This window comes from Micromonospora sp. WMMD558, from assembly GCF_049315255.1.
Classification (GTDB): Bacteria; Actinomycetota; Actinomycetes; order Mycobacteriales; family Micromonosporaceae; genus Micromonospora.
This window is the reverse complement of record NZ_CP186061.1, coordinates 1867448-1883273: the sequence shown is the minus strand read 5'-3', so window position 1 is coordinate 1883273 and position 15826 is coordinate 1867448. Positions and strand designations below refer to the sequence as shown.

15 protein-coding genes are annotated in these 15826 nt (G+C 73.9%); 9 read left to right on the top strand and 6 right to left on the bottom strand.

Translation table 11 applies throughout. From position 1 onward, the window contains the following. Positions 1 to 65 precede the first annotated feature (65 nt). Together mycP and ACN26Y_RS09200 are read left to right on the top strand one after the other, a co-directional pair. Positions 66 to 1454: a type VII secretion-associated serine protease mycosin gene (gene mycP / locus ACN26Y_RS09205; protein WP_155329884.1), complete on the top strand. Its 1389-nt coding sequence runs from the start codon at positions 66 to 68 to the stop codon at positions 1452 to 1454. Between the two features lie 62 nt (positions 1455 to 1516). Next, complete coding sequence (locus ACN26Y_RS09200; protein WP_422734597.1) at positions 1517 to 2281, top strand: phosphatase PAP2 family protein; 765 nt, start codon at positions 1517 to 1519, stop codon at positions 2279 to 2281. A 49-nt stretch (positions 2282 to 2330) separates the two neighbouring features. Here ACN26Y_RS09200 and ACN26Y_RS09195 read toward each other — a convergent pair whose 3' ends face one another. From ACN26Y_RS09195 to ACN26Y_RS09170, 6 genes are all read right to left on the bottom strand, one after another. After that, entirely contained in the window at positions 2331 to 3509 is a 1179-nt protein-coding gene (locus tag ACN26Y_RS09195) for a MarP family serine protease (RefSeq protein ID WP_155329882.1), read from the bottom strand. Between the two features lie 64 nt (positions 3510 to 3573). Then, complete coding sequence (locus ACN26Y_RS09190) at positions 3574 to 4266, bottom strand: NUDIX hydrolase (protein ID WP_155329881.1); 693 nt, start codon at positions 4264 to 4266, stop codon at positions 3574 to 3576. Positions 4267 to 4345: 79 nt separating this feature from the next. Beyond that, complete coding sequence (locus ACN26Y_RS09185; protein WP_155329880.1) at positions 4346 to 4960, bottom strand: TlpA family protein disulfide reductase; 615 nt, start codon at positions 4958 to 4960, stop codon at positions 4346 to 4348. After that, the gene (gene nth / locus ACN26Y_RS09180; protein WP_155329879.1) at positions 4957 to 5736 is read right to left on the bottom strand and encodes an endonuclease III; all 780 of its coding nucleotides are present in this window, start codon (positions 5734 to 5736) and stop codon (positions 4957 to 4959) included. The genes ACN26Y_RS09185 and nth overlap by 4 nt, the downstream gene beginning before the upstream one ends. Before the next feature lie 61 nt (positions 5737 to 5797). Further along, positions 5798 to 6961 (bottom strand): CapA family protein, encoded by a 1164-nt coding sequence (locus ACN26Y_RS09175; protein WP_422734595.1) that lies wholly within the window; start codon positions 6959 to 6961, stop codon positions 5798 to 5800. 56 nt (positions 6962 to 7017) lie between these two features. Continuing rightward, positions 7018 to 7704 carry an adenosylcobinamide amidohydrolase gene (locus ACN26Y_RS09170; protein ID WP_155329877.1) on the bottom strand — a complete coding sequence of 229 codons (687 nt, stop codon included), beginning with the start codon at positions 7702 to 7704 and terminating at the stop codon, positions 7018 to 7020. A 218-nt stretch (positions 7705 to 7922) separates the two neighbouring features. Here ACN26Y_RS09170 and ACN26Y_RS09165 point away from each other — a divergent pair, with 218 nt between their 5' ends. The 7 genes from ACN26Y_RS09165 (at position 7923) to ACN26Y_RS09135 (ending at position 15793) form a co-directional block, all read left to right on the top strand. Beyond that, positions 7923 to 8600 (top strand): Crp/Fnr family transcriptional regulator, encoded by a 678-nt coding sequence (locus tag ACN26Y_RS09165; protein WP_088981720.1) that lies wholly within the window; start codon positions 7923 to 7925, stop codon positions 8598 to 8600. A gap of 273 nt (positions 8601 to 8873) precedes the next feature. After that, a complete protein-coding gene (locus ACN26Y_RS09160) occupies positions 8874 to 9611 on the top strand; it encodes a metallophosphoesterase family protein (RefSeq protein WP_422734594.1) in 738 nt (245 codons plus the stop codon). Between the two features lie 201 nt (positions 9612 to 9812). Next, complete coding sequence (locus tag ACN26Y_RS09155; protein WP_422734593.1) at positions 9813 to 10415, top strand: TetR/AcrR family transcriptional regulator; 603 nt, start codon at positions 9813 to 9815, stop codon at positions 10413 to 10415. 85 nt (positions 10416 to 10500) lie between these two features. Beyond that, on the top strand, positions 10501 to 11313 hold the full coding sequence (locus ACN26Y_RS09150; protein ID WP_422734592.1) for a TIGR03084 family metal-binding protein: 813 nt from the start codon (positions 10501 to 10503) through the stop codon (positions 11311 to 11313). Positions 11314 to 11376: 63 nt separating this feature from the next. Then, positions 11377 to 13059 carry an acyclic terpene utilization AtuA family protein gene (locus ACN26Y_RS09145; RefSeq protein ID WP_422734591.1) on the top strand — a complete coding sequence of 561 codons (1683 nt, stop codon included), beginning with the start codon at positions 11377 to 11379 and terminating at the stop codon, positions 13057 to 13059. Then, a complete protein-coding gene (locus ACN26Y_RS09140) occupies positions 13056 to 14195 on the top strand; it encodes an acyl-CoA dehydrogenase family protein (RefSeq protein WP_422734590.1) in 1140 nt (379 codons plus the stop codon). The genes ACN26Y_RS09145 and ACN26Y_RS09140 overlap by 4 nt, the downstream gene beginning before the upstream one ends. Beyond that, a complete protein-coding gene (locus ACN26Y_RS09135) occupies positions 14192 to 15793 on the top strand; it encodes an acyl-CoA carboxylase subunit beta (RefSeq protein ID WP_422734589.1) in 1602 nt (533 codons plus the stop codon). Before ACN26Y_RS09140 ends, ACN26Y_RS09135 begins: the two co-directional genes overlap by 4 nt. Positions 15794 to 15826 lie beyond the last annotated feature (33 nt).

Below are 15826 nucleotides of genomic sequence, written 5' to 3'. Positions count from 1 at the left end.
CCGGAACGCCCCGAAGGGCGGGCGGGAACCGGTAATCTCCCATCGTCATGTTTGCGTCGAGGTGAATGGCCGAGGATGTGACCAGGGTGCGGCGGAGCGGTGCCGCTCGACGTGCTGCCGGCCGGGCGTTGCTCGGAGTGGCGGCCGTTGCCGTGTCCGTCGGCCTGCCGTCCGCACCGGCGGCGGCCACCGCCGGCCCCGGCCTGCAGCGGGTCGCCGCGCAGGTCACCGCACCCGGCGCGTACGTCGACCCGGTCGTGTCGGGCGCCGCCGCCGGCCCGCTCGCCGCCCCGCCGGTGGGCCGGGCCCCCGACGCGAAGGGACGCACCGACCCGGTCCGCGACGAGCAGTGGCAGATCGACGCGTTGCGGGCCACGACCGCCTGGCGCACCTCCACCGGGTCCGGCGTCATCGTCGCGGTGATCGACTCCGGAGTGGACGCCTCGCATCCGGACCTTGCCGGCCAGGTCCTGCCGGGCCTGGACCTGGTCGACCCGCAGGGCGCCGGTGACCCGGATCCGGTGGGTCACGGCACCACCGTGGCCGGCCTGATCGCCGGCCGCAACGACGACAGCCGCGGTGTGGTGGGCCTGGCGCCCGAGGCGCGGATCCTGCCGGTGCGGGTCCTCGACGCCAAGAACCGCTACGACGACGCCATGGTCGTCGCGAAGGGTGTGCGTTGGGCCGTCGACAACGGCGCTCGGGTGATCAACCTGTCGCTCGGCGGCAGCAGCGACAGCGCGGCCCTGGCCGCCGCGCTGGACTACGCCTTCGCCCGCGATGTGGTGGTCGTGGCCTGCACCGGCAACGTGGCGACCTCGACCAACAGCAAGGTGTGGTACCCGGCGCGCGAGCCGGGCGTGCTCGCGGTGTCCGGGCTCGACCGGGACAGCGAGAACCTCTGGTCCGGTGCGATCACCGGCCGCCAGACGGTGCTCACCGCGCCCGCCACCGGCCTGGTCGGTGCCCGTTCCCCCGGCGGCTACTGGCGGGTGCAGGGCACGAGCTTCGCCGCGCCCCTGGTGGCGGCCACCGCCGCGCTGGTCCGGGCCCGCTATCCGCAGATGTCCGCCGGTGACGTGGTCAACCGGCTGCTGGCCACCGCCCGCGACATCGGGCCGACCGGCCGGGACGAGCGTTTCGGGTACGGGCTGGTGGATCCGGTCGCCGCGCTGACCGCCGACGTGCCGGCGATCGGGCGCAACCCGCTCGACGACCAGTCGTCGCCCGGCGTGGTCGGCTTCGGTCCGGCACCCGGGACGGCCGACGCGGCGGCGAGCGGCGGCGAGGTGGGCATCGACGCGTCCCGGCAGCAGACCCGCTGGTCGGCCCAAGCGGCCGGCTCCCAGCACGACTCCACCCCCGAGCGGCTGTGGACCGGGCTGGCGATCTCAGTCGCGCTGCTCACCGGGACCGCGCTGGTGGTGCGCCGGCTCCGCCAGTGGGGCCGCTGACCGTTCGCCGGATCCGACCGACGCCGGTCTGACCGGGTCACTTTCCGGGTAGAACGGACGGCATGACTCCGTCCGGCCCCCGTACGCTCCACCGGCCGTCCCGCCTGTCGTGGCGTGAGCGCCGGCTGCACCCGGACCACGCCCGGGGCCTGCGGCTGACCCTCGCCGTGGCGGCCGCGTTCCTGGTGCTGGTGCCGTTCACGCTGCTCGCCCTGCTGGTGCTGTCGTCCTGGTCACCGCTGCGCCGGCTGGACCGGGCGGTGACCGAGGCGCTCGTCGGCTACGGCCTGGACCACCCCGACTGGGCCCGGGCGATGAACGTCTGGACCGACGCCTTCGGTCCGATGCCGCTGCGGGTGGGCGCGCTGGTGCTGGTGCTCTGGTTGCTCCGGCACGGCCTCCGGCAGTTGGCGCTCTGGGTCGCCACCACCATGACGGTCGGCGGGCTGCTGGGACCGCTGCTCAAGCTGCTCGTCGGGCGGCCCCGGCCGGACCTTCCGGAACCCTTGGCGCAGGCGGTCGGGCTGGCGTTCCCGTCCGGGCACGCGCTGAACGCCGCGCTGGCCGCCGGGGTGCTGCTGGTGGTCTTCCTACCGGCGGGCCGGCCCGGCGGGCGGTACGCGGTGTGCGCCGCCGCGCTGGTACTCGCCGGGGTGACCGGGTTCAGCCGGGTGGCGCTCGGGGTGCACTGGGCCAGTGACGTGGTGGCCGGCTGGCTGCTGGGCGCCGCCGTGGTGGCCGCGACCGCCGCCGCCTTCACCGTCTGGCGGGACGTCCCGCCGGCCGCCGGGCCGGCTGTCGCGCGGCCGGAGCCGCCGGCACGCTGACCGGGCTGCCCCGCCGCAGGCCGGTGCGGATCCGCGCGACAGGCCCCAGCTACGTGCACTCGCCGGTGGCGACGCCACGGGTGCGCTCGGCGCCGGCCAGGGCGACCGGCCGGGCCTCGGCGGCGGTCACCGCGAAGCCGGTGTTCGGGTCGTCGGCCGCCGCCGCGAAGATCACCCCGAGCACCAGGCCGTTCGAGGAGACCAGTGGGCCGCCCGAGTTGCCGCTCTGCACCAGCGCCCGGATCGTGTAGATCTCCCGGGTCACGTTGCCGCCGGAGTAGATGTCCGGGCCGGTGATGTCGTCGACGTCCCGGATCCGGGCGGACTGCGCATTGTACGGGCCGTCGAGCGGGAAGCCCAGCACGATCGCGTCCGCGCCGCTGCCCGCGTTGCCGGCGGCGAAGCGCATGGACGGACCGGGCAGGCCGGGGGCGTACAGCACAGCCAGGTCCCGGTCCGGGTCGTACACGACCACCCGGGCGTCGTACCGGTCGCCGTTGAGTTCCACGACCGTGGAGCGGGTGCCGGCGACGACGTGCGCGTTGGTCATCACCCGGTCGTCGGCGTACACGAAGCCGGAGCCCTCGATCCGGCGGGAGCAACTCGGCGCGGAGCCGAGGACCTTGACCACCGACCGCTGGCTGTTCGCCACCACCTGGGAGCCGGCGAGCGCCGGGTCGGGCGGGGCGACCTGCCGGGCGCGGGTCGGGGCCAGGTCGCCGAACACGTCGGGGAATCCGTTGGTGTCGACCGTGTCCCGCAGCGCGGTCGACAGCTCCTGCGCCTGGTCGGGCAGCACCCGGTCCACCACGGTGAGCAGCGCGCTGTTGCGGATCGAGGCGGCCAGCCACGGCAGCGACGACGAACCCAGCGGCACCGCGACCAGCCAGGCGACGAGGAGGACGGCGAACAGCGAGACGAACGCGCCGCCGATGTCATCGGCCTGCCGGCCGACGTCGCTGGTGATCGTGCGGCGCAGGTGGGACCCGAGCCAGCCGGCGAGGGCCTGGCCCACCACCGCCAGCCCGAACACCGCGACCAGGGAGATCAGAACCCGGGTGCCGCTGTCAACGAACTGTTGCGCGAGCAACGGCCCGATCTGGAGCCCGACCAGCGCGCCGAGGAAGAAGCCGGAGAACGACAGCACCCCGATGACGAAGCCCTGGCGATATCCGCTGATCGCGAACACGAGCATGAGCAGCAGCAGTACGAGATCCACGGCGGACACGCCGTCAAGCGTACGGGCACCGGACCCGTGGAATGACCATCGCTGGCGGAAGGTGACTGTCAAGTCAGCGCAGGGCGGTCTCGTCCACCTCGTCGGTGCCGGCCGACGGCGCCGGGCTGGCCCCCGTCGGCGGGAGTTCCAGCACGCGTCCCCGGTGCCACGGGCGGGCCCAGCCGCCCATCTCCAGCAGCGCCGACAGCACACCGGCGGTGAAGCCCCAGACCAGCATCCCGCGCACCGAGAACGCCGGGCCGACCCAGCCGCTCGGGTGGCGTACGCGCATCCGGTTCTCCGGGTCCACCAGTTCGGCGACCGGCAGCCGGGCGACGTGGGCGACCTCGGCCGGCTCCCGGGGGTGCACCGGATGCGGGGCGTGCCACCAGGCGAGCACCGGGGTCACCACGAAGTCGCTCACCGGGATCCAGAGTTTCGGCAGCTCGGCGAGGACGGTGACGCTGGCCGGGTCGAGGCCGACCTCCTCGTTGGCCTCGCGGAGTGCCGTCGCGGACGCGTCCGCGTCCTCCGGATCGGCCGCCCCGCCGGGGAAGGCCGGCTGGCCGGCGTGGTTGCGCAGGGTGGCGGCCCGCTGGAGGACCAGCACGTCCGGGCCGACGCCGGGCGCCTCGCCGAGCAGCACCAGCACGGCGCTCTCCCGCCCACCCTGCTCGGGGGTCACGAGCCGGGTGAAGTCCTCGGTGCGCGCGCTGCCGAGCCGCGTCAGCAGCGGGTCGAGCCAGGGCGGCGGTTGACGGCTCACGCGGGCACCGCCTCACTCGCCGGCGCGGCGGACGCCGCCGCCCACGCCGACGCGGCCCCGCACCCGGGCCCTGAGCCGCTCACGCGGGCACCGCCACGCCGAGGTGCTGGCGGACCAGGTCGGTGAGGCGGGTGTCGTCGAGCGCCCCGCTGGCGTCGACGTGCCGGATGCGGCCGTCGGCGTCGACGAGGACGGTCAACGGGATGGCGTTGCGGCCCAACGCCCGTTGCAGCGCCTCACCCTGGTCGACCAGGGTCGGGAACCGGACCCCGAAGTCCTCGCCGATGGACTGCGCGCCGCCGCGGGTGTCCCGCGTGTTGACGCCGAGCACCGTCAACCGGCCGTCGGCCCGGTCGCTGAGGCGCTGGAACGCGGGCAGTTCCTTGCGGCAGGGTGCGCACCACGAGGCCCAGAGGTTGATCACCACGGGCCCCCGGACGTCCCGCAGCGCCACCGGCGCGCCGCCGGTGAAGCAGGTCAGCGTCAGCTCCGGCAGCGGCGTACCCCCGCCCGGGACGGCGGTCGCGGTGCCGGACGGCGCCGGAGCGGCGGTCAGCTCGGCGCAGTCCGCGAACGGGGAGGGCCGGTTCTGCGCCGCGCCGTCCCGCGTGGCGGGGGCGCCCTGCTCCGGGCCGGCGGTGCAGCCGGCGAGCAGCAGCACCGGGACCAGCAGGGCGGCCAGCCGCGTCCTCACGGCGCCTCCGCGACGACGGCCTGGACGGGGACCAGTTCCGGATCCACCCCGGCGGCCACCGCCAGGTCCCGGGCGCGGGGGCCCTTGAGCAGCTTCGCGGCCGCCGCCGGCTCGGTCGGCCCGGTGCCGTACGACGGGCAGAGCTTCGCGAGCGTGCACGCCCCGCAGGCGGGCTTGCGCGCATGGCAGACCCGCCGCCCGTGGAAGATCACCCGGTGCGACAGCATCGTCCAGTCCCGCTTCGGGAAGAGCGCCCCGATCGCGTGCTCGATCTTGACCGGGTCGGTCTCGGTGGTCAGCCGCCACCGGTGCACCAGCCGCTGGAAGTGGGTGTCGACGGTGATCCCCGGCACGCCGAACGCGTTGCCGAGGATGACGTTGGCCGTCTTGCGGCCGATTCCCGGCAGGGTCACCAGGTCGGCGAGCTTTCCCGGCACCCGCCCGTCGTGCCGCTCGACCAGCGCCTGGCCCAGCTTGATCAGCGAGTCGGTCTTGTTGCGGTAGAAGCCGGTGGGCCGGATCAGCTCCTCCATCTCGGCCCGGTCGGCGCCGGCGTAGTCGGCGGCGCGCGGGTAGCGGGCGAAGAGCTTCGGGGTGACCTCGTTGACCTTCTTGTCGGTGCACTGCGCGGAGAGGATCGTCGCGACGCTCAGCTCCAGCGCGTTGGAGTGGTTGAGCTCACAGTGCGCGTCGGGGTGGGTCTCGGTCAGCACCCGCCCGATCCGCCGGGCGCGGCGCGTCCGCCCGAGGTCGGTCTCGGTGAAGCTGGTGGTCACGCGGGAAAGCCTACGTCGCCGCCCCGACAGACGGTCGGGCCCACGCCCGCGCCCCGGCCGGTCAGCCCGCCGCGGGCGGGCTGATCTTCCCCGAGTCGTCGAGGACCGCCCCGGTCTCCGGGAAGTCCTTCCCGCTGACCTCCCGCACCAGGCCCAGACCGCGGTCGTCCGCGTCCATCCTCGGCAGACCCGCCGAGTTCATGTACGTCGCGGCGAACGACCCGCCGGCCCAGGTGCCGTCCGGCTTGAGCGACACCTTCAGCACCCCGCCCCAGCCCAGCCGGCCGCTGTTGTTGAGCGAGTTGCCGCCGCCGGCGAAGTTTCCCAGGCTGTACGCGATCAGCCGGCCCTGGTAGAACTCCATGCCGCGCAGGACGTGCGGGCCGTGGCCGACGATGAGGTCCGCGCCGGCGTCGATCATCGCCTTGCTGAACCGCACCGGGTCGCCCCGGTTCTCGCCCAGGTACATCTCGGTGCCCGGCTTCACCCGCGTCTTGTCGGCCCCCTCGGCGCCCATGTGCACCTGCACGACCACCAGATCCGCCCTGCCGGCCGCCTTGGTGATCACCCGCTTGGCCGCCGGGATGTCGGTCAGCGGGTTGGACCACGGGTACGACGAGAAGCCGACGACCGCCACCTTGACGCCCTTCACGTCGACCACGGTGATCTGGTCGGGCGCGCCGGTGTGCGCGAGCTCGTACTTCTCGAGCGCGGCCCGGGTGTTCTCGTAGCCCTTGGCGCCGTAGTCGTACCCGTGGTTGTTGGCCTGGTTGAGCAGGTCGAACCCGGCGTCGCGCAGGTGTGCCGCGTACTCCGGCGGGGCCCGGAACTGGTAGCAGCGGGTGGAGTTGGCCCCGCACTTGCCGGTGCCGGTGTCGACGGTGAGCGGCTCCTCCAGGTTGCCCATCACCAGGTCGGCGGCGAGCGCCTTCTCGACGTCGTCGAAGAAGCCCTTGCCGTTGTTCGCCGGCAACCGGTTCGGCGCGTTGGCCATGATGATGTCGCCGGTGGCGGAGAGGGAGATGGCCGCCTCGGCGGGCTGCGACGCACCACCGGAGGCGACCGGGGCACCGGTGCCGCCACCGCCGGCGCCGGGCTGCCAGACGGGCCCGGCTTGCGGGTCGGCGTCACCGCAGCCCGCCGCGAGCAGGGCGACGAGCAGCGCGCCGACCACCGGGAGGAGGCGGCGGCGGGGACGGGGCGACAGAGGGGCGGCAGCGTACATCGCCCGCGACCCTACCGGGCGGTGGACGCGCCGACATGACCCGATCGGGCAGATGTTCAGCCTGCGGGCCGGTGGGACCAGGGGACCACGGTGCCGGCGCCGCCGGTGCTGACGGCGGCGTGCACCGCCCGGGCCAGCGGCGCGCCCCAGGTGGAGCGGGGCCCGCCGTACGCCGCCTCCGGCCCGTCGACCGGGCAGAGGACCGTCACCGCGTCGGTGGGCGTGCCGGTGCCGGGTACGCCCAGCTCCGCGAGTGCCTGCGCCTTCGCCTCGGTGGCCGTCGCCACCGCGTTGACCAGGGCGGCGGGCCCGAGCCGCGCCGGCACGTACACCACGATGTTGACCGTGCCGACCCGCTGGACGGGGGTGGCGGTTGTGTTCGCCGTCACCCCGGGAGGCTCCGGTGCCGCCGCCCAGACCGGCATGCCCAGCCCGACCGTGGCCCAGACCCGCACGCCACTGTCCGTCCGGGCCACCACCTCCGCGACGTCCACGCCGGTCAGCAGGCCCACCCCGGGCCCGTCGAGGCCGAGCTGGTCGGCCAGCTCGGCCAGGTGGTCGGCCGGGTCCTCCCGGTCGTACGACATGGACACGGTGGCATTGACGACCCATTCCCGTACTCCCAGACCACCGCCGAGTGGCGCGGAGCTCACGGCCAGTAGCGGACGGTCGGCCCGCCACACCAGCAGCGGGGCGTCCCGCCCGTCCTCGTGGCGGGCGGTCAGGAACGGCTCGTTCAGCACGTGGCGACCCTACGACCTGCGGCGCCGGCCGGCGTACGCCCCTCGGGCGGGCGCGGGATCCTAGCGGGTGATCACGACAGTCGAGTTACGTCCAAGGATCAAGATTCCAGGGGTGCGCCCTGGATACCTGCTCACGTGCGCCTAGACTTGGCGGCGCGCGAGGGAGAAGCGTACGGCGGACCCGGCCGACGGACGGCACGCGCAGGCGGAGGTGCGCGATGGACGAGGTACTGGCCCGCAGCGGGATCTTCCAGGGCGTCGACCCGGAGGCTGCCGAGGCGCTCGCCAAGGAGATGGAGACGCTCGAGGTCCGGAAGGGCGAGGTCGTCTTCAACGAGGGCGAGCCCGGCGACAGCCTGTACATCCTGCTGTCCGGCAAGATCAAGGTCGGCCGCCGGGCGGCGGACGGCCGGCAGAACCTGATCGCGGTCATGGGACCGTCGGACATGGTCGGCGAGCTGTCGCTCTTCGACCCCGGCCCGCGTACGGCGACCGCCACCGCGGTGACCGACACCCGCCTGGTGCGGCTGCGCAAGCAGGCGCTGCGCCCCTGGCTCAACAACCGGCCGGAGATCGCCGAGCAGCTGCTGCGGGTGCTCGCCCGCCGCCTGCGCCGGACGAACGACTCGCTGGCCGACCTGATCTTCACCGACGTCCCGGGCCGGGTCGCGAAGAACCTGCTCCAGATGGCCGGCCGGTTCGGCACCCGCGACGGCGGCGTGCTGCGGGTGACCCACGACCTGACCCAGGAGGAGATCGCCCAGCTCGTCGGCGCCTCCCGCGAGACGGTCAACAAGGCGCTCGCCGACTTCGCCTCGCGCGGCTGGCTGCGCCTGGACGGCAAGAGCATCATCATCCTCGACCCGGAGCGCCTGGCCCGCCGCGCCCGCGTCTGATCGGGAACATCTGACGAACGGCCCGGACCGCCCCGCGCGGTCCGGGCCGTTCGCGTCCGCCGGCCCGTCCGTCTCACCTCCCGGGGGAGGTTCCGGCGGGCCGACCCGCCCGAAGGCTTGATCAACTCGGGATCATGGAACTCGGGGTGTCGCAGCGCCGGTGACTGCCCGACTTCAGGGAAATCGAGTGGATCAAACCGCGCGGGTGCGGACAGCGTTCTGCCTAAGGCAGAAGTCCTGGACATGCCGCCTCCGGCCGGTCACGGTGGATCGATGCCGGACCGGGTCGCCGTCCTCTCCGACATCCATGGTGTGCTGCCGGCACTGGAGGCCGTACTGGCCGAGCCGGACGTCGCCGCCGCCGACCTGATCGTGGTCACCGGTGACATCGCCGCCGGCCCGCAGCCGGTGGAGGTGCTGGACCGGCTCGCGGGGCTCGGCGAGCGGGTGTGCTGGGTACGCGGCAACGCCGACCGCGAACTGGTCGAGGCCCGGGCCGGCCGGCCGTCACCGATCGACGTCTCCAACTGGGCGGCCACGCAGCTCCGCGACGACCAGGTGGGCCGCCTGGCGGCGCTGCCGCTGACCGTCACCCTGAAGGTCGCCGGGCTGGGCCCGGTGCTCTTCTGCCACGCCACACCCCGGGACGACGAGGAGGTCGTCCTGGTCGACTCCCGGCTGGAGCGCTGGGCGGAGGTGTTCGCGGAGGTGCCGGCGGAGGTCGGCACGGTGGTCTGCGGGCACACCCACATGCCGTTCACCCGGCTGGTCGACCGCCGGCTCGTCGTCAACCCGGGCAGCGTCGGCATGCCGTACGGCGGTGCATTCTGGGCGCTGCTCGGCCCGGGCGTGCAGCTCCGGCGCACCCTCGTCGACGTGGACGCCGCGTGCGCGCGGATCGCGGCCGAGTCGACGTACCCCGACGCCGCCGCCTTCGCCGACGAGTACGTGCGCTCCCGCCACAGCGACACCGACGCCCTGACCGTCTTCGCTCCCCGCGACGGTCGCTGAAGCGCCCGCCAGCGGTGTACCGGGCAAGCCCATGATCGTCTGCTGATCAGCAGGACCGGACGGGCGCCCGGGCCCAGCTCACCATCAAACGATCATGGAGGGAGATCGCCACCGCCGCATGGTGGTTGCGCCGGCACGGCTGTTGGCCCGTCAGAAAAAGTCAGGCTTGACTGTTTGTTTCGGCGGCGGCACGCTGTTCCCGTGCCGACATCGACCCGCGTCCCTCAGCAGGAACGCAGCCGCGCCACCCAGGCCCGGTTGCTGGAGGCGACCGTGGACTGCCTGGTCGAGCACGGCTGGTCGGGCACCACCACGACCGTCGTGGCGACCCGGGCGGGCGTGTCGCGCGGCGCCCAGCTGCACCACTACCCGACCAAGGCGGCACTGGTCACCGCCGCCGTCGCGCACCTCGCCGAGCGGCGGGCGGAGGAGCTGCGCATCGAGGCGGAGGCCCTGCCCGCCGGCCCGCAGCGGCTCGACCGGGTGGTCGACCTGCTCGCCGCCGCCTTCACCGGCCCGCTCTTCGTGGCCGCCCTGGAGCTGTGGGTCGCCGCCCGCACCGACCGGGAGCTGCGGGAGGCGCTGGTGCCGCTGGAGGCGCGGGTCGGCCGGGAGATGCACCGACTGACCGTCGCCCTGCTCGAGGTCGACGAGCGCCGCCCCGGCGTACGGGAGGCGGTGCAGGCGACCCTCGACCTGCTCCGCGGCCTGGGCGTCGCCAACCTGCTCAACGACGACTCCGCCCGCCGCACCGCGCTCCTCGCCACCTGGAAACGACAGCTCACCCACCTGCTCGCCCTCTGACCCCAAGGCAACGGCGCCCCTCTCCCGCCGAGCCGCATCCGACCCCACCCCGCACCGATCACCGCCGACACCCCCGGAGGGCACCATGGTCAACCTCACGGACCTGCTGACGGACCTGGCCGCCGAGTCAGCTGACGTGGACTCCCTCGTCGCCCCGCTGTCCGCCGGCGACTGGGCCAGCCCGACGCCCGCGCCGGGCTGGACGATCGGCCACCAGATCGCACACCTGGCCTGGACGGATCACGTCGCCCTGCTCGCCGCGACGGATGTCGACGCGTTCTTCGCCTCGGTCACCACGGCACCGGACCCGGCCCGGCTGGTCGACGTCGGCGCCGAGGAGTTCCTCGCGCCGCCGGACGAGCTGCTGCCCCGCTGGCGGGCCGGCCGGGCGGCGCTCGCCGCCGCGCTCGCCGCCGCACCACCCGGCGAGAAGCTGCCCTGGTACGGCACCGGGATGTCCCCCGCGTCGATGGTCACCGCGCGGATCATGGAGACCTGGGCGCACGGCGAGGACGTGGCCGACGCGCTCGGCGTCACCCGGCCCGCCACGGCGCGACTGCGGCACGTCGCGTACCTCGGCTTCCGTACACTGCGGCACTCCTTCGCCGCCCACGGCCGCGAGGTGCCGACGGCGCCGGTGCGCGTCGAGCTGGCCGCGCCCGACGGCGCGACCTGGTCGTACGGCCCGGAGGACGCGGCCGACCGGGTCACCGGGCCGGCGCGGGACTTCTGTCTGCTGGTCACCCAGCGCCGGCACCGCGCCGACCTCGCCCTGACGGCCACCGGGCCGGTGGCCGACGCGTGGCTCGACGTCGCCCAGGCGTTCGCCGGCCCGCCCGGCGCCGGCCGCGAGCCACTGTCCACGAGGGACACCACTGTCTCCGAGGTGACGGCGTGAGCGGCTTGTCGAGCGCACCAGGCCGGCGTCTCGCGCGGTCGCCGGGCGGAGCGGGGTGACGGGGTGAGCGACGTCCTGCGGATCGGCAACGCCTCCGGCTTCTACGGCGACCGGTTCTCCGCCTGGCGGGAGATGCTCGACGGCGGTGAGTTGGACGTGCTCACCGGTGACTACCTGGCCGAGCTGACCATGCTCATCCTCGGCCGGGACCGGATGCGCGACCCCGACCTCGGCTACGCGAAGACCTTCCTCCGTCAACTTGAGGGCACGCTGGGCACCGCGCTGGACCGGGGCGTCCGGATCGTCACCAACGCCGGTGGGCTCAACCCCGCCGGTCTGGCCGCCGCCGTCCGGTCGCTCGCCGCGCGGCTCGGGCTGGACGTCAAGGTCGGGTACGTCGAGGGCGACGCCCTCGTCCGGCCGGACGCGCTGACCGCGAACGCGTACCTCGGGGCGTTCGGGATCGCCGCCGCCCTCGACGGCGGAGCGGACGTCGTGGTCACCGGGCGGGTCACCGACGCGTCCCTGGTGGTCGGGCCGGCCGTCGCCCGGTTCGGTTGGGGGCGGGACGACCTGGACGCGCTCGCCGGCGCGACCGTCGCCGGGCACCTCCTCGAATGCGGGGCGCAGGTGACCGGGGGCAACTTCAGCTTCTTCACCGAACTGCCCGACGGCGGGCACCGGCCCGGCTTCCCCCTCGCCGAGTTGCGCGCCGACGGCTCGTCGGTCGTCACCAAACACCCGGGCACCGGCGGGGCGGTCACCGTCGAGACGGTCACCGCCCAACTGTTGTACGAGGTGGGCGGCCCGGCGTACCTCGGGCCGGACGTGGTGACCCGCCTGGACACCGTGGGCCTCACGCAGGACGGGCCGGACCGGGTGCGGGTGTCCGGCGTCCGGGGCACACCGCCGCCGGGCACGCTCAAGGTGGGCGTCAACAACCTCGGCGGGTTCCGCAACTCGATGACGTTCGTGCTGTGCGGGCTGGACATTCCCGCGAAGGCGGCCCTGGTGCGCGGTCAGATCGAGGAGGCGGTCGGCAAGGAGGGGCTGGAGTTCGTCCTCGCCCGCACCGATCACGCCGACGCCCACGACACCGAGGCGGCGAGCGCGCTGCTGCACGTACACCTGCGGGACGGCGACAAGGCGCGGGCCGGGCGGGCCTTCTCGGCGGCGGCGGTGGAGCTGGCCCTGGCCTCCTACCCGGGCTGCACGCTGACGACGCTGCCCGGCGACGCGACCCCGTACGGGGTCTTCACCGCCGACACCGTGCCGCAGGACGCGGTGGATCACGTGGCCGTCCTCCCCGACGGCACCCGCCTGCCGATCCCCCCACCGCCGGTAACCGGTTTGGAAGGGCCCCTTGTACAACACCAGGCGTTAACAGGGGGCCCTTCCTTGCATCCCACCCGGCGCGGCCCGCTGGGGGAGCTGGTGGGGGCGCGGTCGGGGGACAAGGGGGGTGACGCGAACCTGGGTGTCTGGGCGCGGACCGACGCGACCTGGGCCTGGCTGCGCGGCTGGCTGACCGTCGAGCGGCTGGCCGAGCTGCTACCGGAGACCGCCCCGCTGACCGTCGAGCGGTACGAGCTGCCGAACCTGCGGGCGGTCAACTTCGTCATCCGGGGCCTGCTGGGGCAGGGGGTGGCCGCTTCGACCCGCTTCGACCCGCAGGCCAAGGCGCTCGGCGAACTGCTCCGCTCCCGCGTCGTCGACCTGCCGGCGCTCGGGGAGGCGACGTCATGACCACTGTGGACACTCCCGAACGCCGGCAGCTCCGCGAGCTGACCAGGACTTTTGTGACGAGGGAGGTGCTGCCGCACCTCGACGACTGGGAGCGGGCCGGCGAGGTCCCGCGCGACCTGCACGCCACCGCCGCGAAGCTCGGCCTGCTCGGCATCGGCTTCCCCGAACAGTGCGGCGGCAGCGGCGGCGACCTGCTCGACTCCATCACCGTCACCGAGGAGATCATTCGGTCGGGCGGCTCGTCGGGCCTGATCGCGGCGCTGTTCACGCACGGCATCGCGCTGCCGCACATCGTCGCGGCCGGGAGCGGTGACCTCGTCGACCGGTACGTCCGCCCGACCCTCGCCGGCACGATGATCGGCGCGCTCGCCGTCACCGAGCCGGACGGCGGCTCGGACGTGGCGAGCCTGCGTACCACCGCCCGCCGCGACGGCGACCACTACGTGGTGAACGGCGCGAAGACGTACATCACCAGCGGGCACCGGGCCGACTTCGTGACCACCGCGGTCCGCACCGGCGGGCCGGGCGCGGGCGGCATCTCGCTGCTGGTGATCGAGAAGGGTGCGCCCGGTTTCACCGTCGGGCGGCGGCTGGAGAAGCTCGGCTGGCACTGCTCGGACACCGCCGAGCTGTCCTTCACCGACGTCCGGGTGCCGGTGACGAACCTGGTCGGCGCGGAGAACACCGGCTTCCTCGCGATCATGCGGAACTTCGCCTCCGAGCGGATCTCCCTGGCCGTCCAGGCGTACGCGACGGCGCAGCGCTGTGTCGACCTGGCCACCCGGTGGTGCCGGGACCGGGAGACGTTCGGCCGGCCCCTGGCGAGCCGGCAGCTCGTCCGGCACCGGCTGGCCGAGATGCACACCCGCGCAGAGGCGGCCCGCGCGTACGTGCTCGCCGTCGCCGAACGGGTCGCCGCCGGGGAGCCCGCGATCAGCGAGGTGGCGATGGCGAAGAACGTCGCGGTGGCCGCCTGCGCCGAGGTGGTCGACGCCGCGCTGCAACTGCACGGCGGGTTCGGCTACCTGCGCGACGCCGAGGTGGAGCGGCACTACCGCGACCAGCGCATCCTCGGCATCGGCGGCGGCACCACCGAGATCATGAACGAGATCATCGCGAAGGGCATGGGCCTGTGACCACACTCGACACCGCGATCGACCCTGCCTCCCCGGCGGTCCAGGCCAACCGGGAAGCCCTGCTGGAACGCCTCGCCGAGCTGGACACGGCGCTCGATCGGGCCCGCGCCGGCGGCGGCGAGAAGTACGTGGCCCGCCACCACAAGCGTGGCAAGCTGCTCCCCCGCGAGCGGATCGAGCTGCTGCTCGACCAGGACAGCCCGTTCTTGGAGCTGTCACCGGTTGCCGCGTACGGCACGGACTTCCCGGTCGGTGCCAGCGTGGTGACCGGCATCGGCGTGGTCGAGGGTGTCGAGTGCCTGATCATCGCCAACGACCCGACGGTACGCGGCGGCGCCGTCAACCCCTGGTCCCTCGCGAAGACCCGGCGGGCCGGCGAGATCGCCCTGGCCAACCGCCTGCCGATGGTCAACCTGGTCGAGTCGGCCGGCGCGGACCTGCCCACCCAGGCGGAGATCTTCATCCCCGGCGGGCGGGTGTTCCGCGACCTGACCCGGCTCTCCGCGGCGAAGATCCCCACGGTCAGCGTGGTCTTCGGCAACGCCACCGCCGGGGGCGCGTACGTGCCGGGCATGTCCGACCACGTGATCATGATCCGGGACCGGTCGCAGGTCTACCTGGCCGGGCCGCCGCTGGTGAAGATGGCGACCGGCGAGGACGCCGACGACGAGTCGCTCGGCGGCGCGGCGATGCACGCCTCGACGTCCGGCCTGGCCGACTACCTCGCCGAGGACGAGCGGGACGGCATCCGGCTGGCCCGGCAGTGCGTACGCCGGCTCAACTGGCGCAAGCACGGCCCACCGTCCCGCACGAGCCGCCCGCAACCGCCGAAGTACGACCCGGAGGACCTGCTCGGCATCGCCAGCGCCGACCTCAAGGTGCCGTTCGACCCCCGCGAAGTCCTTGCCAGGGTGTTGGACGGCAGCGAGTTCGACGAGTTCAAGCCGAGCTACGGCACCGCGCTGGTCACCGGCTGGGGCGAGCTGCACGGGTACCCGGTCGGCGTTCTCGCCAACGCCCGGGGCGTCTTGTTCAGCGCGGAGGCGCAGAAGGCGGCCCAGTTCATCCAGCTCGCCAACGCCGCCGACACGCCGCTGATCTTCCTGCAGAACACCACCGGCTACATGGTCGGCACCGAGTACGAGCAGCGCGGCATCATCAAGCACGGCGCCCTGATGATCAACGCGGTGTCGAACTCGACGGTGCCGCACCTGACGGTCAACCTCGGCGCCTCCTACGGCGCCGGCAACTACGGCATGTGCGGCCGGGCGTACGAGCCCCGGTTCCTGTTCACCTGGCCGAACGCCAAGTCGGCGGTGATGGGCCCGGCGCAGCTCGCGGGCGTGCTGTCCATCGTGGCGCGGCAGGCCGCCGCCGCGAAGGGCCGGGAGTACGACGAGGAGTCCGACGCCGCGATGCGGATGATGGTCGAGCAGCAGATCGAGTCCCAGTCCGGGGCGCTCTTCCTCTCCGGCCGGCTCTACGACGACGGCGTGATCGACCCCCGGGACACCCGTACCGTCCTCGGGCTCTGCCTGTCGGCGATCCACAACGGACCGGTGAAGGGCGCCGACGGCTTCGGCGTCTTCCGGATGTGACCCCGTGAGCGCGAGGAACGCAGCGGAGCGGAG

Bases quoted from the DNA above. Each gene is read 5' to 3' on its own strand.
- ACN26Y_RS09140 (WP_422734590.1), top strand. From the start codon at position 13,056: ATGACCACTGTGGACACTCCCGAACGCCGGCAGCTCCGCGAGCTGACC.
- ACN26Y_RS09200 (WP_422734597.1), top strand. From the start codon at position 1,517: ATGACTCCGTCCGGCCCCCGTACGCTCCACCGGCCGTCCCGCCTGTCG.
- mycP (WP_155329884.1), top strand. From the start codon at position 66: ATGGCCGAGGATGTGACCAGGGTGCGGCGGAGCGGTGCCGCTCGACGT.
- ACN26Y_RS09175 (WP_422734595.1), bottom strand. From the start codon at position 6,961: ATGTACGCTGCCGCCCCTCTGTCGCCCCGTCCCCGCCGCCGCCTCCTC.
- ACN26Y_RS09160 (WP_422734594.1), top strand. From the start codon at position 8,874: ATGCCGGACCGGGTCGCCGTCCTCTCCGACATCCATGGTGTGCTGCCG.
- ACN26Y_RS09165 (WP_088981720.1), top strand. From the start codon at position 7,923: ATGGACGAGGTACTGGCCCGCAGCGGGATCTTCCAGGGCGTCGACCCG.
- ACN26Y_RS09150 (WP_422734592.1), top strand. From the start codon at position 10,501: ATGGTCAACCTCACGGACCTGCTGACGGACCTGGCCGCCGAGTCAGCT.